15 protein-coding genes are annotated in these 25483 nt (G+C 50.0%); 4 read left to right on the forward strand and 11 right to left on the reverse strand.

Annotation, left to right across the window (positions count from 1 at the left end; all coding sequences use genetic code 11):
* Positions 1-10 precede the first annotated feature (10 nt).
* The 5 genes from ICL07_RS17925 to ICL07_RS17945 form a co-directional block, all read right to left on the reverse strand.
* Entirely contained in the window at positions 11-1882 is a 1872-nt protein-coding gene (locus ICL07_RS17925; RefSeq protein ID WP_188089399.1) for a RagB/SusD family nutrient uptake outer membrane protein, read from the reverse strand.
* A 10-nt stretch (positions 1883-1892) separates the two neighbouring features.
* Complete coding sequence (locus ICL07_RS17930) at positions 1893-5033, reverse strand: SusC/RagA family TonB-linked outer membrane protein (protein WP_188089400.1); 3141 nt, start codon at positions 5031-5033, stop codon at positions 1893-1895.
* Between the two features lie 111 nt (positions 5034-5144).
* On the reverse strand, positions 5145-7178 hold the full coding sequence (locus ICL07_RS17935) for a beta-L-arabinofuranosidase domain-containing protein (RefSeq protein ID WP_188089401.1): 2034 nt from the start codon (positions 7176-7178) through the stop codon (positions 5145-5147).
* A gap of 3 nt (positions 7179-7181) precedes the next feature.
* Positions 7182-9029 carry a glycoside hydrolase family 2 protein gene (locus ICL07_RS17940; RefSeq protein ID WP_188089402.1) on the reverse strand — a complete coding sequence of 616 codons (1848 nt, stop codon included), beginning with the start codon at positions 9027-9029 and terminating at the stop codon, positions 7182-7184.
* Between the two features lie 24 nt (positions 9030-9053).
* A complete protein-coding gene (locus ICL07_RS17945; RefSeq protein WP_246485086.1) occupies positions 9054-10076 on the reverse strand; it encodes a glycoside hydrolase family 43 protein in 1023 nt (340 codons plus the stop codon).
* A 184-nt stretch (positions 10077-10260) separates the two neighbouring features.
* Between ICL07_RS17945 and ICL07_RS17950 the strand changes: the two genes are divergently transcribed.
* The 4 genes from ICL07_RS17950 (at position 10261) to ICL07_RS17965 (ending at position 17279) form a co-directional block, all read left to right on the forward strand.
* Positions 10261-13425 carry a ligand-binding sensor domain-containing protein gene (locus tag ICL07_RS17950; RefSeq protein ID WP_188089403.1) on the forward strand — a complete coding sequence of 1055 codons (3165 nt, stop codon included), beginning with the start codon at positions 10261-10263 and terminating at the stop codon, positions 13423-13425.
* The gene (locus ICL07_RS17955) at positions 13407-14180 is read left to right on the forward strand and encodes a response regulator transcription factor (protein WP_188089404.1); all 774 of its coding nucleotides are present in this window, start codon (positions 13407-13409) and stop codon (positions 14178-14180) included. Before ICL07_RS17950 ends, ICL07_RS17955 begins: the two co-directional genes overlap by 19 nt.
* Positions 14181-14231: 51 nt before the next feature.
* The gene (locus ICL07_RS17960; RefSeq protein ID WP_188089405.1) at positions 14232-14870 is read left to right on the forward strand and encodes a type IV toxin-antitoxin system AbiEi family antitoxin domain-containing protein; all 639 of its coding nucleotides are present in this window, start codon (positions 14232-14234) and stop codon (positions 14868-14870) included.
* A 171-nt stretch (positions 14871-15041) separates the two neighbouring features.
* The gene (locus tag ICL07_RS17965; protein ID WP_188089406.1) at positions 15042-17279 is read left to right on the forward strand and encodes a cation:proton antiporter; all 2238 of its coding nucleotides are present in this window, start codon (positions 15042-15044) and stop codon (positions 17277-17279) included.
* Positions 17280-17318: 39 nt separating this feature from the next.
* Here ICL07_RS17965 and ICL07_RS17970 read toward each other — a convergent pair whose 3' ends face one another.
* The 6 genes from ICL07_RS17970 to ICL07_RS17995 all read right to left on the reverse strand — a co-directional run bounded on the left by ICL07_RS17970 (position 17319) and on the right by ICL07_RS17995 (position 25473).
* Entirely contained in the window at positions 17319-18080 is a 762-nt protein-coding gene (locus tag ICL07_RS17970; protein ID WP_188089407.1) for a hypothetical protein, read from the reverse strand.
* A gap of 90 nt (positions 18081-18170) precedes the next feature.
* Positions 18171-19895 carry a DUF4983 domain-containing protein gene (locus ICL07_RS17975; protein ID WP_188089408.1) on the reverse strand — a complete coding sequence of 575 codons (1725 nt, stop codon included), beginning with the start codon at positions 19893-19895 and terminating at the stop codon, positions 18171-18173.
* A 31-nt stretch (positions 19896-19926) separates the two neighbouring features.
* Positions 19927-21363 (reverse strand): M60 family metallopeptidase, encoded by a 1437-nt coding sequence (locus ICL07_RS17980; protein WP_188089409.1) that lies wholly within the window; start codon positions 21361-21363, stop codon positions 19927-19929.
* Between the two features lie 21 nt (positions 21364-21384).
* Complete coding sequence (locus tag ICL07_RS17985) at positions 21385-23109, reverse strand: alkaline phosphatase family protein (protein ID WP_188089410.1); 1725 nt, start codon at positions 23107-23109, stop codon at positions 21385-21387.
* Between the two features lie 15 nt (positions 23110-23124).
* Positions 23125-24729, reverse strand: coding sequence for a DUF5008 domain-containing protein (locus ICL07_RS17990; RefSeq protein ID WP_188089411.1), 1605 nt, complete (start codon positions 24727-24729; stop codon positions 23125-23127).
* Positions 24730-24750: 21 nt separating this feature from the next.
* Positions 24751-25473 (reverse strand): fasciclin domain-containing protein, encoded by a 723-nt coding sequence (locus tag ICL07_RS17995; RefSeq protein WP_188089412.1) that lies wholly within the window; start codon positions 25471-25473, stop codon positions 24751-24753.
* Positions 25474-25483: the final 10 nt, after the last annotated feature.

Raw genomic sequence — 25483 nt, forward strand, 5'->3', positions numbered from 1 at the left:
TGATACGGTTTTACTGGTTTGGATTTTTAACCACCAACGGGTTGTTGTTCCGGATATCATCGCCGATGAAGGAATAATAGTTGCCCAATCTGAACTGATGCGCACTGGTAACATTACTGGGCAATACTTTTTTGAACACCCATTTACCATCCTGCGGTGTACCAGGGTTATAGATACGATAGGGCAACAACCCAAACACACGGGTACTGGCGGATTTCGCGCTTTCCGGATGTTTGGTTAAATCGGCCGATAATCCATCCCACACTACATGAGCCAGGCGCCATCGTTTCATGTCCCACAACTGATGACCTTCAAAAGCCAGTTCCACTTTCCTTTCATGCACGATGCGATCGAAAGTAATATCGGCAGCAGTGAGGGGTACAATGAGACCGGCACGCGCCCTTACCTGGTTGAGATACCCTGCCGCCGTGGCTTTATCGCCCAGTTCAAAAGCGGCTTCCGCTGCATTCAGCAGTACTTCCGCATAGCGGTACCGCACCCACCAGACTTCACTTTTGGTACCGATACGTCCGGAACCAACAGCAGGGTCCTGGTATTTGCGGACGTAGAACCCGGTCTGCGCGCTGAATTCGAGATTATCGATCGGGCCATCGAAACCCACTACCTGCACCAGGTTGCCACCCAACGACGCCTGACCGCCGAAATTATTGGCCGTTACAATACTGCCATCTTTCAGGATATAGCCGGCCCAGATGTCTACCTTTTTGCTTTTAAACTCGGTACCCGGTAAAATAACGGTACCGGCTAAACGCGCATCCCGGCCGGCAAAAATATCCCCGGGTTTATCATAATAGATATAATCTCCGTTGGCCGCATTGGTCATATAAGGTGCAAAAGTATTGTCGAGTTTTTCGAAACATTGCACCAGGTTGAGGGAAGGATTCAACCGCCCACCCTGTTGTTCTTCCGCCAGGGAACGCGGTTGGTTGGCCAATGTCCACTCCTGTACTTTACCGCTTTGCAGTTTAAAATCCTTTACGAAGATGACTTCGGAATTACCGCCTTTATCATAAAACAGTGCGGCAAAATTTTCAGAGAGATTATCCGGCTTTTTATTGTACAACGCATATTTGCCGCTGCTGATAATTTGTTGGGCCGCCTGTAACGCTGTCGTATAATATCCATCAGCCATAGCGGCAGGAATACCTACTTCTCCGCCAGGCAAAGACACCTGCGGCGTGGTAGCGCCATATTTGGCGATAGACGCGGCATACAAGGCGGCACGGGCTTTCAGGGCCAAAGCGAGACCTTTGGTAGCCCTGCTTTTGATACCGGCATCATCAGGCAATACCTGCATCACGGCATCCATTTCTTTCAGCACAAAATCGTATATCCCGGATTCCTTTTCCCTCGGCCTTTGCAGTGCGCCGGGATCGCCCTTGTAATCGTAGGTCAGCGGCTCCAGTATCAGTGGTACGCCACCCATACGTTTCACCAGTTCGAAGTATACGTTGGCGCGCAGGAAACGGGCCTCAGCCAGGAAACGGTCTCTCACCTCCTGCTTCAGCAGGTTAGCTTTACCACATTTATCGATAAACAGGTTTAACTCACGGATATACCCGTAGTTCCAGTAGCTCCAGGTGCCATAGCCGTATTGCTGGTTTTTGTGACGGCCGTACTGACCGGATTCGGAGGCAAACGCTTCATCAAAAGCGGCGAACTCCGACCAGTTTTCGATGGTTTGATAATCCGGGTAACGATCGTATAAATTGGCGATCACAGACAATACCAACACCTCGTCCTTCCATACCTGTTCATCCAGCAGGATATTGCTGGGAGGGCGGTTCAGAAAATCGTCATTGCTTTTCACACATCCGAATAAGGTTAGCATCAACAGTAGATACAAACAATATGTCTTCATAAAATAGCTTTTAGAAAGTGAGATTGAAGCCTACATTGATAAATTTATTCTGCGGATACTGTAGTCCGTTCTCATCGATTATCTCCGGTTCAATGCCCAGCTTTTTCACATTATCAATCGAAAACAGGTTGTAGGTATTTACATACAGTCTTACCTTTTTAATTTTGACCCTGTCCAGCCAGGGCTGTGGCAGCGTATATCCCAGCTCCATCGTCCGCAGACGGAGATAACGCACATTGGTGAGCCAGAAAGTAGAAGGTTTGTTATAGTTGCTATGACCACCGTCGTTGAAACGCAGCGCCGGGTATTTACCCGGTACCCAGGGACTATTCACATCAAACGGGTCCTGGCGGTGCCAGCGGTCATCATAGAACTGGCGTAACAGGTTGCCATTATTCTGATACGGCCAGCGCATTTCCCAGTTCTGTGAGAAAGAATACAGGGCGCCGCCGGAGAAGTCCGCCGCGAAGTCAATGCCTTTCCAGCGAAGGGCGATATTGAAACCGAAGCCGATAGTGGGATTTTTACCAGTCTGGTAGCCGATGGGGCGCACATCCTGTCCATCGATGACACCGTCGCCGTTAACATCTTTATAAATGAGGTCACCGGGCAATAGTGTTTTATTTCCTTTACCATCAATATTCACCGGATAATGATTGATATCCTCCTGTGATTTAAACTGGCCGATTACCTCATATCCCCAGAAGATGTCACTCCAGCGGTTTTCCTGTGAACTGTAGTAGTGGTCCAGTGAGTTGCCCCACAAAGGTTTGTAGGACTGCAGGAAACGGCCACGGGAGTACGAAAAATTACCGCCCACGGTAAACTGCAACTGACCTGCTTTTCCGTTATAGGCCGCCGATATTTCACCGCCTACCTGTGCATCACTGTTCACGTTTTCTTCCGGCAGCGAGTAACCGATTTCACTGGGCACGAGGATATCGTATTTAGGCCCCCGCAGACCTGTACGTTTACGATAGAAATAGTCCACCGCACCGGTTACCTTACCGTTCCACAACGAGTAGTCGACACCGATATCCGTGATGCGGGATACAAACCAGGACAGGCGGTTATTTGGGACTCCTTTATCCGCCGAGCCCACCACCACCTGGCCATCGAGGATAACCTTGGATGTGTTGTAGTTATACCCCGGCATATAGTCGTAGGCGCCGATACCGATGTCATCATCGCCCAGCTCTCCGTAGGAAGCGCGGATTTTCAGGTCGCTGAGGATACTGTTACGGCCGGTGAGGCGACGAAAGAAACCTTCTTCTGTAATACGCCAGCCGGCAGATACAGAAGGGAAGAAACCCCAGCGCCGGTCTGGTGCGAACTTCCAGGAAGCGTCACTTCTGCCGGCTACTTCTACAAAATATTTATCGGCATAGCCATAGTTCAGCCGCCCGATATAACCGATACGCGCCTCCGTAAAATCCTTGTCGTCGTAGGTATCCATATCGGCGAACTGGATCAGTGGCAATACATTGTTTTTGGGAACAGCGTGTACCCATACTTCTATCTCCCGGCGGGCAATGCGTTCCGCCACAAAAGTGGCGCCGATGCTGTGTTTACCGAAAGTATTGGTATAATTGGCCTGTCCCTGTGTTACCTGTTCGAGGATCTTGCGGGTACCGCGTTCCCGCCAGGGATTGGAACTGCCGCCGGTACGGCGGTAGGTGCTGTCCTGCGGATAAAACGTATAGGTATCGTACGTGTATTCGTGACCGTTCATGAGCCTGTCGGCGAAATAGTAGGAGTACAAACCTTTCAGGGTAAGCCCTTTTAGCGGAGTGGTATATTCTCCGGTGAGGTTGGTTTGCAGTACGCGCCAGTCTTCTGTCCAGTAGCCGGAAAGCGCCTTGGTCTGCAAGGCCCAGTTCTCGGTATTATGACCGATATCATTGGGATAGGCAGGGTTATCATTCGCGTAAGGCCGCTCTGTAGGCCGGTTACGGAACAAGGCGAAGCGGGGCGCCCAGTAATCGTCTACACCCGGTACGCCGGGGTTGTCCCGTTCTTCAATACGACCGTTGATCTGTACCCCAACTTTGAGGCGTTTGGTAATACGTGCGTCCACGTTACTCTGGATATTGGTGCGGTTAAAATCGAATTCACGCCCCAATACTGATTTCTGGTCCAGCCGGGTAACGGAGAGATAGTAATTGATGTTTTCAGAACCACCGGTAGCATTTACGTTGATGGAGCGTTGCGGCGCATTTTTTTTGATGATAAAATCGTACCAGTCGAAGCTCTGGTAGCCTTTTTCCGTGCCGGCTTTCCATTTCTCCAGTTCAGCGGGCGTGATTTGGGTACCGGGGTTTTCGCGGTTCATTTCTGCATCGGCTTTGCCCAGCATCCATTCGTAGGCGCCGACTGTTTTAGGGAAGCGTGACCAGTTCTGCCATCCCGTATATCCGTCTACGTTAATAAGGTTACCACTGCCGGTACGACCGCGTTTGGTTGTGACCACGATCACACCGTTGGCCGCGCGTACGCCATAAATAGCGGCGGATGCGTCTTTCAGTACCGTGATGCTTTCAATGTCGTTGGGAGAGATATTGTTAAACTGGCCGGCATCTTTCTGTATACCGTCAATGACATACAGCGGGTTACCCATGTTGCGGATCTGGATATTGGCAGAAGCGCCGGGCCGCCCATCGGGCATACGAAAGCTGACACCGGGAATTTTACCTGCCAGCGTGGCGCTGACGGTAGAACCATGTACCCGTTCCAGGTCTTTGGCCGTCACCGCAGATACCGCACCGGTAACGGATTCCTTACGCTGGGTACCATAGCCCACCACAATCACTTCACCCAGCCCTTTGTTATCCGGCTCCATTTGTACCTGCATAGGTTTACCGGAAATAGCCGGTAATTCTTTACGCTGATAACCGACATAACTGAAAACAAGGACCGCATGTTCATCGGGTACCGTGAGGGAAAAGATGCCCAGTTCATTGGTAGAAGCACCTTTGGTAGTGCCTTTTACGCTGACGCTGACGCCGGGCAACGGACTGCCTTTCTCGTCCGTGACTTTACCGGTGACGGGAATATCCGCCGCCATTGCGGGTATTCCACTCCATAACAGTAAACAGATGGCAATAAGGGGTAGGTTCCGGGCAAAGCCCGGAAATGGTAATGGTGTTTTCATAACGAAGCTATTTGGGTGATTTTGGTTTCCCACCCTGGGGCCTGCCCGACGGGTGGCTGTTAGTTACGTTTCAGTTTTGTCATCGTTGAAAAAAGTGCTGCTGACTAGTGCCTATCTGACTACGGGGAATGCTACGATTCTTACTTTGGTACATCCGTAAGGGACCAGCGTGATGGTTTCTTCTTCGGTGGAAGTGGGTCCCTTATAAGTGCCTTCCCTGGTGGTGACTGGCTGCGGCGCCACATCGTCCACCAGTTGCCAGGCCGGTATTTTTTTGGCAGTGGTGGTAATACTCACCGGGGCGTGTTCCAGGTTCCAGACAAAGTCGGCGGTCACCGGTTTGTCCTTGTGAACACTAAAATTAGCGGCAGGCGCTTTCACGGATTTTTCCAACAGGCCGAAGTTCCAGGCCCCTTCCGGGAATATGCTGAAATAACTGCCTTCCTGCTCATCGGTGGCTTTCTCCCAACGTTCGGATAACTTCAATGCATATACGAGCGGGCCTCTTTCCACCGCACGGGAATTACGCCCCCAACTGGATACCGTTACCTCCATGGGTAACTGCAACGTCAGCTGATCGTTGTTTTTCCAGGTCCGTTGCAGGGTGATGATTTGCCCGCCTTTGTCGCGCCGCAGCGGCTGCCCGTTGAGCGTAATAATGGCTTCCTTACACCAGGAAGGGATACGCAGCTGCAAAGGGAAGGTGGCTGTGCCCTGGGTTTGAAAGATGAACTGCACCTGGTCATCGAAAGGGTAAGCGGTTTCTTCCCGGATGGTAACCGGCTGTTGTTGTTTGCCTACTTTGGCCGTGACTTCATTCGGGCTATAAGTAAGTGCGGCCAGGCCCTGGCCTTCGGCGGCATACCACAGATGCGAGGTGAATTTAGTCCAGCCCTGGTGCATATTGGACGTGCAGCAGGTGTACCCGCTGCGCAGGCCGAACACGTTGTTCATGCCTCTTTCAAACGGAAGGGAGAAATTAAAAACCCCTTTTTTCACCTGTACCTGGTTAGCGATCTGGAAGTATTGTTTGTTATTGTAATCGTCTGTCGTCTGGGTGGGGAGGGCGTTGAAGGTCATCCGTTCCAGCGCGTCCATATAACGGATATCGCCGGTAATACCGATGATTTCTTCCAGGGAGAACATAGACTCCACGATAGCGCAGAGTTCCGTTCCCTGCGTAGGGGCGTTACCGTGAAGGTCTTCATCGGCGGAGAAAATACCCATGGGCAGGCCATGCAGTGTCATCAGGTCATGGAAGCCGGTATGTAGGGAATCCAGGTATCGCCGGTCGCCGGTACGTTGGTAATTGACCGCCGGGTCTTTGAGGCCCATACCTACGTTTACGCCGTGGCGGTGCATCCATTGGTGATCGTCCTGCTGCGTAGCCGCATCTATTGCCCAGCTGCGGTTGCCCAGCCAGTTGGTCCAGGGATAACTCTGGCGTTGTATAATGGCCGCCAGTTCCAACAGCGATGGGTCTTTGGTTTGCTGGTACAGCCATTGTACGATGAGGGCGTTATCAGCGCCACGGGAAGTGGCCCATTCCGTCCATTGGCCTATGGGGCACTTTTTTAGAACCTGCAGCTGATACTGAAAATATTTTTTCATGAAGGGGATCACCCGGGCGTCGTTGGTAGCGGTGTAGTACTGCTGCAGTACTTTCAGCATTACCATTTTAGGCCACCAGTCTTCTCCCGCCTCGGGGTTATTAACGGTAATGGCTATATTCTTTTCGCGCTCCGCTTTGGTAAGCGGACCAAAATAACCGGATGGACGCTGGTGATCCAGCGTCCAGTTTATATAGCGTAGCACTTTTTGCTGTAGTACAGCATCGTTCAAAAGATAGGCTAATGGCACCGCGCCATCGAGCCAGTAGGGAGTTTCCTCCCAGCCGTCTCCTTTTCCGCCTAACCAACCATTGTCATTTTTTATTTTGTTGTGAATTTCATCGAGGTGCCCACTGCTGCCGTCGCGCATGATTTGTAACTGATGCAGCAGCCAGCCTTTGGGTTTAACAGCGCCCAGTGGCAATTCCTGGTATACCGGCGCTTTAAAGGCGGTAGTAACCGGCGAATGATCAACATTCGCCGGTGTAAAACCAACAATAATGGAAGAGAGTGCGAACAACGTGGAATAGCGCATATATTAGGGTTTGAGCGTTACTAACGCAGGATTATAAAGCTTTTGGGTAACCGCTTTCAGTTTCTCCACCGGTACCTTCTGTACTTTACGGTCATAGGTCATCAGACCGTTGATTTCTACTTCCACATCCGTAGTTTGTGTGTATACCGCCGCTGACAGTCCGATTTTGATCAGCTCTTCCAGTCTGTCAGTGAAAGTGGCATAACGTTTAAACAGGTCATCTGCATTTTTAAAGCTCTGGTAGCCCCAGTTATCTTTCTGTTGCCATACATGCCCGTCCACCGGCAATCCCAGGCCGCCGTATTCACCCAGCACGATAGCCCTTTTATCTCCATAAATAGCCGGATCAGGCATCGCCGGCTCGGGATAGTTATGCAGGTCGATGATGGGGCCTATCGGATAAAAGTTGCCACCACTGGCCGTATTCACGAGGCGGGAAGGATCTTTCTGCATGGTCCAGGCAACAATATCCATGGTTTTAAACTGTCCCCAGGCTTCGTTAAACGGCGTCCATACAATGATGGAAGGGAAGTTATACAGGGTATTGATGATAGCGTTCCATTCCTTGCGGTAGTAGGCTTCAGACTCAGGGCTGCGTTGTTTGTCAGATGCCCTGTCGATAATACCCGGGCGCATTTCCCAGCCATTACCGAGGTCGCCGCTGGGCATATCCTGCCATACCAGCATACCTACTTTATCGCAGTAGTAGTACCATCTGGCTGGTTCCACCTTGATATGCTTACGGATCATGTTGAAGCCCATCGCTTTCGTTTGTGCGATATCGTATACCAACGCTTCCTCAGTAGGCGCGGTATACAGACCGTCAGGCCACCAGCCCTGGTCCAGCGGACCAAACTGGAATACAAAACGATTATTGAGCAACATGCGCTGTACACCGTTGTTGTCTTTACCGATAGAAGATTTACGCATCGCGAAGTAACTCTTTACTTCGTCGATCACTTTGCCCTTGCGGGTGATAGTGAAGCGCAGATCGTACAGGAAAGGGGATTCCGGTGACCACAATTTAGGCGACGGTATTTTCAGTTGCAGTGGTTGCGCTTCCAGGTTACCGGCAGCGACTTGCGTGTTGCCGTCCCAGGCGGTCACTTTCACGATATCGCCTGGCTGACGGCCAGGGATGTCCGCATTCACCGTCAGTTCACTGCGGTCGATGTCCGGTGTTTGTGTAGTGCCGGCAACATAGGCATCGGCCACACCTTCTACCCAAACTGTTTGCCAGATACCGGTTACCGGCGTATACCAGATACCGTTAGGTTTCTTTACCTGTTTGCCTCTGGGCTGCGGACCTTCATCTGTAGGGTCCCACACGCTGATGGTGATTTCCTGCGTGCCTTTTTTCAGCAGTGCGGTAATATCAAAAGAGAACGGATCGAAGCCTCCTTCGTGGGTACCCGCTTCTTTACCATTCACGTATACGGTTGTACGCCAATCTACCGCGCCGAAATGCAGCAATACCTTTTTACCTTTCATGGCAGCCGGCAACGTGAGGCTGGTGCGGTACCACAGCAGGCTGTCTTTACCGACAGTACGGCCTACACCGGACAAAGCAGATTCAATAGCGAAGGGCACCAGTATTTTCCCATCCCAGGAAGTGGGTGTGGCAGCGTTTTTTTCCCGGACAGCATATTGCCATAATCCGTTGAGGTTTTTCCAGTTACCACGCTCCAGTTGTGGGCGGGGATAATCCGGCAATACGGCAGCAGGGTTTACTTTTTCACTCCAGGGAGAAGTGATTTTGTTACCCGCAATTTTCCAGTCTTGTTGTTGTGCATCGGCCGTGGACAATAGTCCGAGGGATAAAGCCAGTACTAAAAGGTTGTTTTTTATCATAAGTTGTTGATTATCGGTTGAAGTTTATTCCCCCGCGGGTTTACGTTGTGGCGTACCTATTTTCACCGGTTCACCGATAACGGGCAAACCATTGTCATCCCAGGAGAAACGTTGTATTCTTGGATTACGTTGGCCGCCGCAGCCTTGTCCTGCGCGGGAATTAGCGTGATAGATGATCCAGTCCTCTTTGCCATCACCAGATTTGAAGAAGCCGTTGTGCCCGGGCGAGAAAGCGCCGTTTTCCGGTTTGCCGCTGAGAATGGGTGCCGGCATTTTGGTCCAGTTGGCCGCTACCAGCGGGTCAGCATTTTTCTTCAGGCGCATCAGACCGAGGGCGTAATCATCCGTCCAGCAGCCGCTGACGGAGAATACCAGGAATACATCCTGTTGTTTGTTGACCAGTATCTCCGGGCCTTCGTTGATACCGTTTTTCTCCCAGGCATATTGTGGCGCAGCAATTTCCACGCGGCCGGAAGCCAGTGTCCATGGGTTTTTCATGCGGGCGATGTAGATACGCTGCACATTATCTTTACCATTATGCCCGCTCCATATAAAGTAACGGTTTCCCTTATACGAAAAGACGGTGCCATCGATGGCGAAGTAATCAGCTGCGGTGTCGCGGATCTGGCCTTTGCTGGTCCAGGTACCCGTAGTTGGATCTGCCGCAGCGTTTTCCAGTACAAAGGTGTGCTGGGGATGGATGCTGTCTGATGAGCCGGCGGTGTAATACAGGTACCATTTACCATCCAGGCGGTGCAATTCAGGCGCCCATATATCGCGGGCATCCGGGCCTTTGGCCGGAGCAGTCCATACTACGGTGGCCGGCGCCGTGGATAAAGCTGACATGGCCTTTGTTTTACGGATCGTGATATTACGCCCGGTAGTAGCCATGTAATAATATACGCCCTGTTCCCGTATCACCCAGGGGTCGGGGCCACCGGGCAGTAAGGGATTGGTGAACGTTCCGGTAGTGTCCGGTTTGACTGTCTGGCTAAAACCGGTCATTGTCAGCAAAAGATATAAGGGCAACAGGTACCTGCCTTTCATAACATAGATGTTGATTGATTTAAGCGTACAAAAAACGCTTAACGTATTCTCCAAAGAAACAGTAAAGCCGGCTTTATAGTACACCTTTTTGTCTCATTCTTTTTACAAATTGTCTCATTTTTTAGGGTGGACAGTAATTCGTCAATGGAAATGGATATTATTATCTTTATAAAAACCTTTGTTTTTGCGGGCACGTTGTATTGTCATTTTCCTGTTGCTGTTTGCCAGCTTCCCGGCGCGCAGCCAGTCTGTCAACTTTATACATTACCAGGTAGAGAACGGGCTGTCGAACAATGCTGTGATCTGTACCTGGCAGGACAGGCAGGGCTTCATGTGGTTTGGCACCAAGGACGGCCTCAACCGGTTTGATGGTTATACGTTCCGGGTATTCCGTCACGATCCGCAGCAGCCCGGCAGTATCGGTGGTAATTACATTGCTGTATTGTGGGAAGATAATGACGGCCTATTGTATGTGGGCACAGATAAAGGCCTGTATGTGTACAACCCCGCCACTGAAGCGTTTAAAGCGATCCCCGCAAAGCCCGGTATTGTGCTGGCGATAGACAAAGACCCGGACGGTAATATCTGGTTCAGCGTAGATCTGAAACTATACCGTTACAACCCGCGTAACGGAGCGCTGATCGCTCCCGCGCATTACCCATCTGCCAGTAACCTTTGCAGGGCCGCTGATGGCAATATCTGGCTATCATCGCCCGAAGGGCAAATAGCGGTATACAACAAACAAACCGACCGGTTTACAGCTTATCCGTTATATGACCACTCTCCTCCCGTGACTTCTACCTGGATCACCAAAATGGTAGCTACCGGCCAGGATACTATCCTGGTGGGCACTACCACGCAGGGATTGAAAGTATTCAATACCCGGCTGCATACCTACCAGGACCAGCTTACCCTCACGGCCGAAGGCACGGGCACGTATGTACGCGATTTTCTGCGTCGTGGTCCGGATGAATACTGGATCGCCACGGAAAGCGGTATCTATATCTATCATCCTTCCAATGGCAGTTATATCAATCTCCGGAAAAAATACAACGACCCCTACTCTATTTCCGACAATGCTGTCTACACGCTGTACCGCGACCGGGAAGGCGGCATCTGGGCAGGCACCTACTTTGGAGGCGTCAATTATTTTACCGGGGCCTATACCGCGTTTGAAAAGTTTTTTCCGCGCACCGGTGAAAATGCGCTCGGCGGCAATGCCGTACGGGAAATTTGCGCCGACCGTTACGGTCAGCTCTGGATAGGCACCGAAGACGGAGGACTCAACAAAATGGATATACGTAGCGGCAATATCAGCAACATCCGGCCATTGCCCGGTGGTGGCGGTTTGTCGCACACCAACCTGCATGGATTGCTCGTTACCGGCGATACCCTCTGGATAGGCACTTTCGAGCATGGTCTCGACCTCCTGAACGTACGCACCGGCAAATTTTTCCGGCATTATTCCGCCGGCAACGGCCCCTACGACCTGCACAGCAATTTCATCTACAGTATTACGCAGGACCGGCAAGGCGATGTATTGTTCTGTACTTCGAGGGGGCTTTACCGTTATACGCGGGAACGCGATGGTTTTATTCCTGTTAAAGAAGTACCCGGCTATATTTTCTACACCTGCCTTTACCAGGATAGCGAAGGCACTTACTGGGCGGGTACTACCCGTGATGGGTTATATCATTTTAATCCGCATACAGGCAAAAAAGGCGTGTATCTGTTCAGCGATACAGATAGCACCAGTTTGCCCAACAACCGGGTAGACCACATCCTGGAAGACAGCCGCTACCAGCTCTGGTGCGCCACAGAAGGCGGTTTATGCCGGCTGGATAAATCCACCGGGCGTTTTGTACGGTATACCACTCACAATGGCCTGTTGAGCAATATGACCTATAATCTTTTGGAAGATGACCAGCACGATTTGTGGATCACCACCTCCAAAGGCCTTGCCCATCTGCATCCCGCAAGCGGCGCTATTAAAGTATACACCAAAGCCAACGGGCTGCTCAATGATCAGTTTAATTATAATTCCGCTTACAAAGACAGCTGCGGCACTTTGTACTTCGGCAGCGTAAAAGGTATGATACGCTTTAATCCTGCCAGTCTGCCGGCCGACAGCTATGTACCGCCGGTGTACCTCACCGGTTTCCAGGTATTCAACAAACCACTGTTACCCGGTGGCCCTGAACTGGCCCGCGCGATTAACTATACCGATACCATCACGCTCGCCTACGACCAGTCCTCTTTCAGTATAGACTTTGCCGCGCTGCGTTTTAATTCACCAGAAACCACGCCCTATGCCTATAAGATGGAAGGGCTCGACAAAGACTGGACTTACCTGGAAACCAACCGCAAGGCCGTTTTCACCAAACTATCACCCGGCACCTATCATTTCCTGGTGAAAGCCGCCAACAACAGCGGGCAATGGACCAGCGCCCCACGGCAGCTCACCATCCGCATCCTGCCTCCCTTCTGGGCCAGCTATCCCGCGTATGTCCTGTATCTTGTAACCCTGTGCAGCCTCGTCTGGTATATTGTCCGGCATTACCGTATCCGCAACCGGCAACAGCAGCAACGCCGTATGGAACTGCTGGAACACGAAAAAGAAAAAGAACTGTACCAGGCCAAGATTGAGTTTTTTACCCACATCGCCCATGAGATCCGTACCCCGCTCACCCTCATTAAAGGACCGATGGAAAAGGTGATACAACGTTCTGCTGAAGTACCGCAGATACAAAAGAACCTGCTGATCATGGAACGTAATACCAACCGGCTGCTGGACCTCACCAACCAGTTACTCGATTTCAGGAGCACCGAAATCAACGGTTACAAACTTAATTTCGTGAAAGCCCCTGTCCCCGCGCTGTTACAGGAGATACACCTGCAGTTCATACCCGCCGCTGAACAGAAAGAGCTGCAATTCCGTATAGCCTTACCCGTTCCCCATTTCTTTGCCTATGTAGATCTGGAAGCGTTCCATAAAATTGTGAGCAACCTCGTCAGCAATGCCATCAAATACGCCGCCGGTACGGTATTAATTGAACTGCTGCCTGTGGAAGAAAACGACCAATATTTCACGATTCACATTCAGAACGACGGCGTATTGATTCCATCCGAGATGAAAGAAAAAATATTTGAGCCTTTCTTCCGGGGCAAAAGCGCCGACAATCAGCCGGGTACCGGGCTGGGCTTATCCATAGCGCGATCACTCGTACAGCTGCATCAGGGAACGCTTACCTTACAATATGCGCATCACCGTTATAATGTATTTGTACTGACATTACCTATCCACCAGGAAATAGAATTTAATCTCAGCAAATGGAAAAACATATCATAACCCGGCCACAGTTGTTATTGGTTGACGATAACCAGGAGATACTGGATTTCATCGCCGATGATCTGGAAGAAAAGTACCAAATCATCACCGCCCGCGATGGCGTTGCTGCCCTGCAGATACTGCGTGACAGCACTATTCAGCTCATCATCAGCGACGTGATGATGCCCGAAATGGACGGGTTTGATCTATGCCGGCAGATTAAGTCCGATGTGGAATACAGTCATATCCCCGTGATATTGCTCACCGCCCGCAATACCTTACAGTCTAAAATCGAAGGCCTGGAACTCGGTGCAGACGCCTATATCGAAAAACCTTTCTCCCCCGCGCACCTGGAAGCACAGATCGCCAGTCTGTTAAGCAACCGGCAGAAAGTAAGGGACCATTTCACCTCCACACCAGCCGTCCATATCCGCAGCATGGCCATCTCCCGTGCCGATGAAGCCTTCCTGGATAAATTGCATGAGATTATCCTTCAGCATCTCACTGACGTGAATCTGGATGTGGAAGTCCTGGCCGACAAGATGAATATGAGCCGCCCTACGCTGTATCGTAAAATCAAAGTCATCTCCGATCTTACCCCTCATGAGCTGATCAATCTTACCCGGCTCAAAAAGGCCGCTATGCTGCTGGATAGCGGGTATTACAAAGTAAATGAAGCGGCAGAAATGACCGGGTTTGCGTCGCTGAATAATTTCAGCCGTAATTTCCAGAAACAGTTTGGGATGCTGCCATCGGAGTATCTGGGGAGGAAATGAAAATGTTAAATTTGGGCATGAGGACTAAGCATATATTAAATTAATATTTTAATGAATATAAACACAGCCTTTGCGCCCTTTCAAGGGCAACTGCTTACCCAAGCAATATTGTTGTCCATACTCAAAGGTTATAGTCAACCTACTGATAAGATTCAGACATTGGTACAAGAAAAAGTACTTTTCCCTATGAAAGAGGGGCTTTACATTCCTGGCCCCGCTCTCAAAATTCGGCGTCCAGAGCGCTTCCTCGTGGCTAATCATATATTTGGCCCCAGCTACGTTTCCCTTGATGTCGCGTTGTCCTATCACGGATTGATTCCGGAACGTGTATTTGAGGTATCTTCCATGACCACACAAGCCAGTTGCCAATTTGACACTCCAGTCAATCGATATGCGTATTATCATCTTCCTCTTCCATACTACACCTATGGTATAAAACATACGGAACTGTGGGAGGATCAATTTGCTCTTGTAGCGACCCCCGAGAAAGCCTTATCGGATAAAATTATTACCACTCCCGGCATTATACTAAGAAGCCGCCGAATGGCTATTGAATATTTGACCGAAAACCTTCGAATAGATGAGGATAACCTGGCGATGCTGAATGTCGCTGCCATACAGGAATGGTTGCCATATAGTACCAAGAAAAATAGCCTTCGAATGGTGATTGAGGCCATCAAAAGGCTGTAATTAGCCCCTACAAAGCCATACATTAAAAGTATTTCACTTGTCAACCCCCTGAAAAAATAATATATTAGCAAAGTTCAGAGATTCGAAAACTGGCTTTAACACATATGCCGGGGCGTTTACACGCTTTGGCATACCGTACATTTACGCAATCTATAAATCGATTTTTACTGTATGCATCTACCGAAATTGATTATTGACCTGGCATTGATCCTTGGAGCGGCAGGTATTATTACTTTATTATTCAGACGACTGAAACAGCCCATGGTATTGGGTTATATCATCGCCGGCTTTCTGGTGGGCCCGCATTTCCACCTTTTTCCCTCTATCAGTGATGAAGAGAGTGTTAAAATATGGTCGGAGATTGGCGTGATCTTTTTGTTATTTTCTTTGGGACTGGAATTCAGCTTTAAAAAGCTGATGCGTGTAGGAGGCACGGCGGCGATTACCGCCTTTGTGGAGATCGGCGTGATCACCGTGGCCGGGTATTTTACCGGTCAACTGATGGGCTGGAGTACGATGGACAGCCTGTTTCTGGGCGGTTTGCTCGCCAGTTCTTCCACCACTATCATTATCCGGGCTTTTGAAGAACTGGGTATCAAGAAAAAGCCTTTTACCAAAATTGTATTTGGCGTATTGGTAATAGAAGACATTGTGGTGATCCTGTTGATGGTATTACTTTCCACCATGGCGGTGAGCAAACAGTTTGAAGGTTCACAGATGTTGTTCACCATTGCCAAACTGATGTTTTTCCTCGCCGTATGGTTCCTGGCGGGCATCTTCCTGTTGCCTACCTTCCTGAAAAAGATGGAGAAATATATGAACAGCGAAACGCTGCTCATTCTCAGTATCGCGCTCTGTCTGGGTATGGTGATACTGGCTACCCAGGTAGGTTTCTCTGCCGAGCTGGGCGCCTTCATCATGGGTTCCATCATTGCGGAAACTACCTCTTCTGAAAAAGTAGAGCACCTGATACAGCCGGTAAAAGACCTTTTCGGCGCTATTTTCTTTGTATCAGTAGGGATGCTGATCAACCCGGAAATGATTGTGGAATACCGCTGGCCGGTGCTGTGGATTACGTTGCTGACCATCTTCGGTAAATTCTTCAGTACCTCCCTGGGCGCCCTGATATCCGGCCGGCCGTTGAAAGAAGCCGTGCAGGTAGGTATGAGTATGGCGCAGGTAGGGGAATTTGCTTTTATCATTGCCACGCTGGGGGTAACGCTGGGCGTAACCAGTCAATTCCTGTTCCCCGTAGCCGTAGGTGTTTCCGCCGTTACCACCTTCACCACGCCTTACATGATCCGCTTCTCCAAGCCCATGTACAACTGGCTGGAAAAAATCATCCCGGAAAAATGGCTGCTGGCGCTGAACCGTTATTCCGCCAGCTCCCAAACGTTGCAGGCGGAGAGCGACTGGCGCGTGGTACTCCACGCTTATCTGAAGGTCATTATCCTGAACGGCGTGATACTGATCGCCATCATCCTGCTCAACACCTACTACGTATGGCCTTTCATTGAAAGATATGTGCAAAACCAACTGCTCGCCAAACTGATCGCTGTAGTGCTGGCTATCGCCATGATGGCGCCTTTTATTTCCGCGCTCACCATCAAAAAAGTACAGGGTATCGCCTATAAGGCGCTCTGGCTTGATTCCAAGTATAACCGCGGCCCGCTGGTAGTAGTGGAAGTGATCCGCAACGTGATTGCCGTGCTGCTGGTAGGTTTCCTGCTCAATCAGTTCTTCACCTTCTGGCAGGCACTGTTGGGTACCACGCTGGTGATGGCAGTGGTATTGCTGGCCCTGCGCCAACAGTTGCAGAAATATTACAACCGCATCGAAAACCGCTTCCTCACCAATCTCAATGCGCGTGAAGCTGCCGATGCCGCCGCTAAAAAATCTGCTGCTGCCGATCTCCTCCCCTGGGATGCCCAGGTATCCGAAATAGAAATCAACCCATGGTCTTCGCTGATCGATACGCCGCTGGTGGACCTTCAGCTACGAGAGAAATACGGTATCAATGTAGGTGCTATCAAGAGAGGGAACGTCACCATCTACGCGCCTACCCGTCAGGAAAAACTGTTCCCTAACGACGTGATCGTCGCCATTGGAACAGAAGCGCAACTGGAAGAATTTAACCGGGTTGTCAACACGCTGAATGTGGAAAGAAGCGACGACATGGCGGACGACAATGTAGGCCTTACCAGTATTGTAGTAGACGAACACAATGGACTGACAGGACAAACCATCCGCAGCTCCGGTATCCGGGAAAGAACCAACGCCCTGGTGGTAGGCATCGCCCGCGGCACGGAACGTATCCTGAACCCGCCTTCCGATCTGGCTTTTGAATGGGAAGATGTGGTATGGCTGGTAGGTGACCGTAAAAAGATAGCCGAACTTGCCAAGAAATAAAAAATGGCTGACCTAAACGGTCAGCCATTTTTTTATCATCTAAGGCTTAACAGGCGCCGGCGGATACATGATCTGAATATCTTCTGCAGGCCTGAAAAAGGTAATATCTTCCTGCTGCTGTGTAATACTGCTCGCCTGGAGAAATGTCTTCTTTCCATAGGTACTTTCCGTCATGATGGCTAAAGCAGCGCCGGGTATTTTTTGTAAGAAAGAATATGGCGGTATCACGAATGCGGGTAAGTCCGGACAGTACCATATTTCCACGCTGCGTACAGGTCCGGCTTTACCCAGACTATCAGCATGGTATTGAATAATAGCTTTCCGGCACATATATCCCTGAATGGTAGTGGTATCTTCTGTAAGCGTGAGCGTACCCTTCCCCGGCGAATCGTACTCACTTTCGTTATCCCAATCAGCTACAGTGCTGTAGGTGGCAGTATCGGCTTTAGCTTCGCCCGGCAGATAGACATTCGTTTTCAGCTGTTTTCCGTAGTTCAGCGGCAACCCCAGTTTATCATCGATCTGAAGCAGCATTTTCCGGTGATGCCAAATGAGCCAGCTTCTTTCTTTTCCGTCATCCTGGACCAACATGCCATATAAATAATCGGGATTATAATAGACCGCCATGGCCACAGGCGGTTTTGGGGCGGGGACCACTTTAGCCGATGACATCAGCTCAATTGCCGCAGCAAACTCAATTTTACAGATATCCACTGTCGATGTATTTTCCTGTGCATGAAGCGTACCAATGCTGCTTAGCACACTCCCAATAATGATGAGAAAAGTTTTTCTGAAAGCCATCACCAAAGGTACAATATAATCGGTATCGCCCAATGCAAAGAGGAGGCTACTCCCCAAGGGTAGCCTCCTCTTCTGTTATTCAAATTCCCATTACTTCACGAATTCACTTTCAAACTTGTCCAGCCATACTTTACCGTCCAATTTCCAGGCGTCGTCTACCTTACCACCAAACCAGTAGATGATCTGGGGAAACAGGTCTGTATTCTGAATCACGTTCGTGAGGGGATATTCTTTACGCGGGCCACAATTATAAGCCTCGCTGAACTCCCAGGCATAACTGCCATTCAGCAACAGATTGGCTTTTGACGCACTTACATCTTTCATCACACCACCTAAACCATCGGTACAGGGCCAATAACCAATCAGATTGTTATTATAGGGATCTGCGGCGCCCACCGGCTGTGTACAGGGCAAAGAGCCGATCACATTATCCGGCAGTGCAGCATTGTAGAAACGGATATCCGCCATGCTCAACACCGGCCCGGTGCTCACATAACCCTGATTAAAACCCGCTACCAGGTCGGCCGTGTTGGTAATATCATAGCCGGTAATATCCGTAGGCGTATGTTTCTCTCCGTCCGTATATACGACACCGTAGCGTTTACCATTCTCTTCATATACTTTCAGGGTAAGCGCATGCCATTCGTTGAGCGGCAGATTTTTCCCGGTAAGGTATAATAAGGCTTTACCATTGGCGCCGATGATTACCCGCCATTCACCGGCAGCCTGGAACATAAACGCCCATCCGGGTTGCGCCCCGGTGGTATTGGCGTACTTGGTAAAAAAAGCCGGTTGTGTAACGCCTTTATTGTATATTTTTAGTTTTAGCTGGATGGTAAACTCCCCTTTGGTTTTGAGATTATAACGATCTGCATTGGCCGCTGCCACTTTTGCATTGATTGCGGTAGCATCTTTTCCTTGCATGCGTACTACCTCTACCTGGGGCGGAGCAGCGAGTTCTGTAGATTTAAACGAGGGGGAATAATACAGGGCGAAGATATTCCGCTCCGCTGCAGAATTACCGCCATAGCTGTTTCCACTGCCACCATGATTGGAAGTCACGGCTACCAGCCAATCTTCTTTATCATAATTTTTACGCGCTTTAATCGCCTCCAGGATATTGCCGATATAAGTATCCGTCTTTACAATAGCGTCCCTGTAGGCGGCTGCATCTGCAGAAAAGCCGCTGCTGATACCCGCCAAGTTGATACCGTTAAAATCAGCGACCAACAGATCATCATTCTGGGTATTGAGCCGGTCGATGATCTTGTCTTTTACCGCGGCGTCATTGGCCACCGTGAAAGGATCATCGGCATATATCAGCAGATTGTCGGACAGCTTTTTCCAGGAGGTAACGGCAGTGGATTTCCGGATTTTCCCCAGGTCCTGCAACCGTTGGATAAAGGTAGGATATACCGGTACAACGTCGTGTTCTCCGGCGCTGGCATTCAGTTCAAAGCTGCTGTCGGTGAACTGGTGCTTCAGCGAAGCCACGCCCCGCATAATACTGGTCAGCGTAGCCGGGTCGTTGGTGACCGGATCGCTGATCGCATTCCAGGTGTACTTGCTGTTTGCCAGCATCTGCTTGATAGCAGGCGGCATTACTTTACTGACTTCCTGTCCGGTAGCACCTTCCAGCACAATCAGCATGACCTTTCTTTTCTTTTTGATTTTCACGGAATCGGCCTGTTCATATACTCGTGGCGGATCTGCGTATTTTTTACAGCTACCGGTGAGCAATACCCCGCCCAAACCAGCCAGTAATAATACCAGCGGCACGCGGCGCCGGCGAAAAAGGTGCGTATTGTTGTTCATGGGAATCATCAGTTTGTATATTTGAGACTACTCAACGGGGATCATATTTCCATACCTGTTCGGTCAGCAGCGGGTACTTAGCCGACATCTTTCCTTTGGAGATATTGCTGATATACAGGCCCCAGGCATTCATAAAAGGTTCCATATCCTTTGTCGTATAGTCACACAAACACTCATAGAAAAAGTCCACTTTGTCCTGTGTATTGATAGAAGTAAACCTGGCGTTGCGGGCGCGGATATGCAGTTCTGTGAAGAAGCCGTAGCCGTATTTTTCAAAAATCTGGATAAACGGCGCCAGGCGGCCGGTCAGGTCGGTGAGGTCCGCATATTTTTTGGTAGCCGACACTGTAGCAGCGAAAGGAAGTCCGATGGCGATAGCCGTGTTGAAGTTGCCCCGGCGGATACCGTTGCGTTTGTCCACTTTAAACGAATACAGGTTGTTGCTCACTTCTCCCAGCTCCGGCCAGCTCCAAACGCCGCCCTGTTGCATATTGTGACCTATCTCGTGGAAGGCGCCCCAGTTGGCGCCATGCGTAAGGGCATCGGCGCTGGTAATCTGGCGGAACCAGTTATCATCCATCATACATACTACCGGGAAACCGGAGTGCGCATATCCTACTACCGGTTGTACATCCATTACAATACGCCAGGGTAACTGCGGCGCCAGGTGACGTATATCCGTTGCCGTATCGGATAAGCCCAGCCATTGGTTGTAATCCAGTGCAATCACTTTATCCCATTCCTGCATCAGCAGTGTAGGACTTTCCAGCGGGTACCGCTGCAGGCGGTCTTTGGGAATGGTGAGCACCATGCGTTTACCACGCAGTTCCAGCCAGGGTACCGTCGTTTTTTTAACCTGCTCCAGCCAGTCTGCATCGGTTGTTTCACCGAGCACAAAATCGGCGGACTTTGCAGCACCGCTGACATTCAGCGTTACAGTCTTGTCCAGGGAACGGGCTGCGATGATCCAGATAGTACCGCCGTACAGGTTACGGATATAGTTACGCCCGGGGAATAGCTGCGTGCGGGTATAGATGATCTCCGCACGTTTCAGGGGAGATACACCCGCCAGGTTATCCGTATGTGCGCCCACGTTAGCCTGCAAACCGTAGATACCTTCCGGCACGTCTATAGTGAGCAGTTCGCCGGCAGGAGCGAACAACCCGGTACTAAAATAAGGTTGTGGGGTCACGCTCACGCGGAGATCACCGCTCCGCACCTGCATATAAGCCAGGTTGAGGGTTATCTTATAATCTTTGAGCCGCGGCTCCGTAACGTCCATCATACCAGGGAATACCCGGGCTTGCGTGTACTGGGAACGGTCTACCTTGTACATGGAAGTATCCAGGTCCATGGTAACAGTATCCTTCTTTGGTTCGGTTTCAAATCCATTTTTAAAATCGTAACCATATTTTTTGCTGCAGCCCATCGTTGCAAACAGCAGGCATAAAAAAAAGAGTCTTTTCATAATGCACAATTGGTATAATGATTAGGGTTGCACATCCATAAAACCGGTTATCCGGGTACGGCCATCCAGCCCCCAGCTGGCATAGCCGGGCGCTTTCATCCAGTTGAAAATAGTATAGGGCAGATCTATGCCGCCAGGCATCGTTTGCACCACATTGGACGGTAACGGCGGCCGCATAAACGCACTGAGATCACTGAAAGAATTCCATTTGAAGGCGCCGTTGAGCTTCAGGTCTTTCTTCGACGGACTCAGATCTTTAAATACGCCACCGATGCCTTCGGTACACGGCCAGTAACCGATCAGGTTATTGATATTGTAAGCCTTTTTGAAATCCGGCACGGTAGATTTCGCGTCCTGCTGGATAGTAGCATCATCCAGGGCGACGTTGTAAATACGTATATCCGTGATCGTTTGGCTGGAACCGGTACTGATCCATCCCGGGGAGAAACCTACTGTCAGGTCCGCCGCATTGGTGATGTTGTAGCCGGTGAGGTCTGTAGGCGTATGTTTGGTATCATCGGTAAATACCACCCCGTAACGTTTGGCTCCTTCTGTATAGATTTTAAAGGTAAGCGTATGCCATTCGTTCAGCGGCAGGTTTTTACCCACCAGGTAAGCCAGGGCTTTACCGGTAGCGCCTACGATTACACGCCATTCTCCGGCCGACTGGAACATGAACGCCCATCCCGGCTGTGCTCCGGTGGTATTGGCATATTTGGCCAGGAAGGCCGGCTGCGGTGTACCTTTACCCAGTATCTTGATTTTACATTGCACCGTGTAATCCCCCTTGTCGTTGAAATTGTAAGCAGTAGCGCTGGCAGCGGGTAATGTAGCATTGATAGCGGATGCGTCTTTTCCCTGCAGGGTAACAGCATAACCGGTGTAAGGAATGGAACTGGTGTTGGGCCTTGCTACATAAGCAGGTGCAAAACGAGGATGATAAATCATCACAAACTGGTTCAGTCTCGGATCACTGAATACGGTTTTATCATCATCTGCCGGAGGCACGGCAAAATAGCCGCCCATATTGGATGCTACGATCACCAGCCAGTTTTCCCTGCCGTAATTGGGACGTGCTTTCAGTTTATCCACCAGCTCACCGATATAACTATCTACCTGCAAAATAGCGCCGCTATAAGCGGGTACGCTGGCATCATAGCCGTATTGCCGCCCAGCGGCATCTACGCTGCCAAACTGGGCCAGCACCACAGCGGCGCTATCGCGTTCCAGTTCTTTCAGTGCCGCATTTTTCACACTGGCGTCATCGTTATAACTTTCTTTCACATCGGCAGCGCTCACCAGGTTATCCTTAAAAGCTGCAGAAGCGCAGAAAGCAGTGGTACGCAGCGCAGGCTGGTCTTTTTTCAGTCGCTGGAAAAACATGGGCCAGGCAGCCAGCTGGTTACCGGAGAAATCAGCTTTGGTAACCTGGTGTTTTTCTTTATACACGCCGGTCAGCATATCTGCCCAGGCGGTCACCGGTAAAGCGATGGTATCTGCTACGGCGTTCCAGGTATACAGCGCATGTTCGGACATCTCCATCAAACGGGGCGGATTAACAGTCTGGGTACTGGTACCTCTGGCGCCATCTACGATCACATATAACACTTTGGGCGAACGATATACCAAACCGCTGCTATCGTTCCCTGTCTTAGGTTCCAGCCTGTTGTCAAAATCGTGGTTGCAGGAAGCAGCGCCAACAACAAAGGCTAACAGCCATATATTTTTCAGGATGCGTTTTTTCATAGTTTACACCTTTGATCAGTTGTTATTCAATACTACGCGCACAATATTGCCCACCTCCTTATTGTCGAACCGGTTAATAATACCCGTGAGCAATATAGTGGGCTGACCCAGCGCATTGCTGGTTTCTGTGATATCCGTTACAATGCCATTGAAGGAGCCGGTATTGTTATAACCTGCTGCCAGCGTACCATCAGGATTAAGGATCATAAAACCGGAACGGGTTACGTCGTTGTATTTTTTGAAGGTGCCGGTTACTACTACCAGCCCGCTGGTCAACTGTTGTGCGTGTATCACGCCACCACCGGTGAGCGGCGCCAGTACAAATCCGGGATTGATCACACCATTACGGTCTACCATAACCAAACCACTTGCATTGACAGTATTATAGCGTTTGAAACTACCGGTGAATATATACTGCTTTGTAGCGGCGTTATAGGTAATACGCGCTACCGCATCATCTGCGCTGGCGGTAAAACCGGGATCAATCGTACCGTCCGTATTCAGGCGCACAATATTACCCACGGGCTGTCCATTCAGTTTGGTGAAGCTGCCGGCAATCACAATTTTACCATCCCATGGCTGCTGAAAGGCATCATAGATGGCGCCGTTAAAACCTTCATTTCCCTTATGGGCGGCCAGGTTATAGTTATAGGAAGAATCCAGCGTACCGTCCATATTCAGCCTTGCCAGCTGTGGAATAGATACAAACTCGGAACGTTTGGTATCACGGGTGGAACGTTCATAGAAATACGTCGAGTAGCCGCTGAAGTTACCAATGGCGATAATTTTACCATTATCCAGGAACACCTTGTTAACAGCGCCTACCAGTCCGCCGTTGAATGCGGCCACCGTGTCGTAGTTGTTAGCCGGATTTTCCGGTGTCAGGTTCACCACCTCTACCTGCATGGTATCGAGCGAACCATTGGAATTGATACGGGTAAGGCCATTGATACCTTTGCGGCCATTGTAACTATTAAAAGTACCGCCCACGAGGTACTGCCCGTTGTTGAGGGGGACAATGCTGCTCAAAGTGCCATTCGGTCCTTTGCCGGCCATTAAGGAAGATTGATATTCACCATCGGCAGATACCATCACGATATTGTTCACCGGAGCGCTGGCCGCTTTTTTATCGAAGTCGGTGAAACCACCCAGCAACAGCCAGTTACCGGTAGCCATCTTAAAAACATCCAGGATAAGGCCGTTGGTGCCTACCTGTGTTTTGAAAGTAGCGTCGATGGATACACGACCTTTTACCACAAAGGAAGGCCCGAAGAACACCTGCCCGTCAACCTGGATGGTGGTACCGCCGGAACTGGCCGTCTCCGGCACTTTCAGCCGTATCGTGCTATCCGTCACCGCTATCACCGTAGCTGCTTCTTCATTCATGAAACATTTAATCCGGTCTTTAAAAGGAAGCAGCCCTTTTACTTTATATACCGTCTCCGAACCAGGCGCTCCCTGCGCCGGCACCGGCAGTGCATCAGAGAACTTAATCCCCAATGCTGATTCTCCTTTTTCATAGAGATCAGTACGGATCGATTCTTTTTTACTGCAGGAAACCGTACCGGCTACCAGGAGCGCACACAAGGCATTCCGCAGATATATCAGTTCATTTGTCATTGCTGGTTGATTAATAGGTCATTATTTTCCTACGCCGTTTTCAGTGGCTAACAGGATAAAGCGGGAGGGATCGAAACCAAAACTATGTCTGGAAAACATCAACACATGTACGATACCGTTATAAGGCGCTATATCTGAAGAAGCTACCGGCACGTTGAGCCAACGCAAACGAGGCTGGGAGAAATCCGGTATATAGGACAACATCAGCTGCCGGTATCCGGCGTACTTAATCACGGAGGTACCGCTTACGGCGTCATTGAAGATGACACCGATATTCTGCGGGCGTTCATTGTAACAAAGGAAACCCTGACCGTTGTAAGTATCCAGCGCCAGCGTGTCCACCTGCGTATAATCCCGCAATCGCTTTTTACCTTTGAACAGGTACAACTGCAACATGTTCTTCCATACTGCCGGTTTAATATCCGATAGCTGCTGCACTGTATCCCGGCCATTCACTTTCAGGTAGTCATTCAGCGACCGGATAGCCTGGAAAAAGCAGGGATCTGCCGGTGCAAAGAAGGTAATCTCATCTTTACTAAAAGTTTCTTCCATGCCCGCCAGTTTAATCACCTGTACCAGGGTGTCAAAATAAAACGGGTTGGATTGCAGGTATTGCAGCACGGTACCTTTATAATTCGGGTCATGCAGACCGGTATCGGTATAGTAGTTCTTTTTACAACTGCAGATAGCCATCACTGTTAGCATCAGCACCGGCAGCATTATCTTATGGATATATGTATTCATCTTCATACAG

This window comes from Chitinophaga qingshengii (genome assembly GCF_014529935.1).
Classification (GTDB): domain Bacteria; phylum Bacteroidota; class Bacteroidia; order Chitinophagales; family Chitinophagaceae; genus Chitinophaga; species Chitinophaga qingshengii.

What these genes read in the sequence shown, in the direction of transcription:
- ICL07_RS17960 (WP_188089405.1), top strand. Translation starts at nt 14,232, where the DNA reads ATGAATATAAACACAGCCTTTGCGCCCTTTCAAGGGCAACTGCTTACC.
- ICL07_RS17980 (WP_188089409.1), bottom strand. Translation starts at nt 21,363, where the DNA reads ATGAAAAGACTCTTTTTTTTATGCCTGCTGTTTGCAACGATGGGCTGC.
- ICL07_RS17930 (WP_188089400.1), bottom strand. Translation starts at nt 5,033, where the DNA reads ATGAAAACACCATTACCATTTCCGGGCTTTGCCCGGAACCTACCCCTT.
- ICL07_RS17970 (WP_188089407.1), bottom strand. Translation starts at nt 18,080, where the DNA reads ATGGCTTTCAGAAAAACTTTTCTCATCATTATTGGGAGTGTGCTAAGC.
- ICL07_RS17975 (WP_188089408.1), bottom strand. Translation starts at nt 19,895, where the DNA reads ATGAACAACAATACGCACCTTTTTCGCCGGCGCCGCGTGCCGCTGGTA.
- ICL07_RS17995 (WP_188089412.1), bottom strand. Translation starts at nt 25,473, where the DNA reads ATGAATACATATATCCATAAGATAATGCTGCCGGTGCTGATGCTAACA.
- ICL07_RS17945 (WP_246485086.1), bottom strand. Translation starts at nt 10,076, where the DNA reads ATGAAAGGCAGGTACCTGTTGCCCTTATATCTTTTGCTGACAATGACC.
- ICL07_RS17955 (WP_188089404.1), top strand. Translation starts at nt 13,407, where the DNA reads ATGGAAAAACATATCATAACCCGGCCACAGTTGTTATTGGTTGACGAT.
- ICL07_RS17985 (WP_188089410.1), bottom strand. Translation starts at nt 23,109, where the DNA reads ATGAAAAAACGCATCCTGAAAAATATATGGCTGTTAGCCTTTGTTGTT.
- ICL07_RS17940 (WP_188089402.1), bottom strand. Translation starts at nt 9,029, where the DNA reads ATGATAAAAAACAACCTTTTAGTACTGGCTTTATCCCTCGGACTATTG.
- ICL07_RS17990 (WP_188089411.1), bottom strand. Translation starts at nt 24,729, where the DNA reads ATGACAAATGAACTGATATATCTGCGGAATGCCTTGTGTGCGCTCCTG.
- ICL07_RS17935 (WP_188089401.1), bottom strand. Translation starts at nt 7,178, where the DNA reads ATGCGCTATTCCACGTTGTTCGCACTCTCTTCCATTATTGTTGGTTTT.
- ICL07_RS17925 (WP_188089399.1), bottom strand. Translation starts at nt 1,882, where the DNA reads ATGAAGACATATTGTTTGTATCTACTGTTGATGCTAACCTTATTCGGA.
- ICL07_RS17965 (WP_188089406.1), top strand. Translation starts at nt 15,042, where the DNA reads ATGCATCTACCGAAATTGATTATTGACCTGGCATTGATCCTTGGAGCG.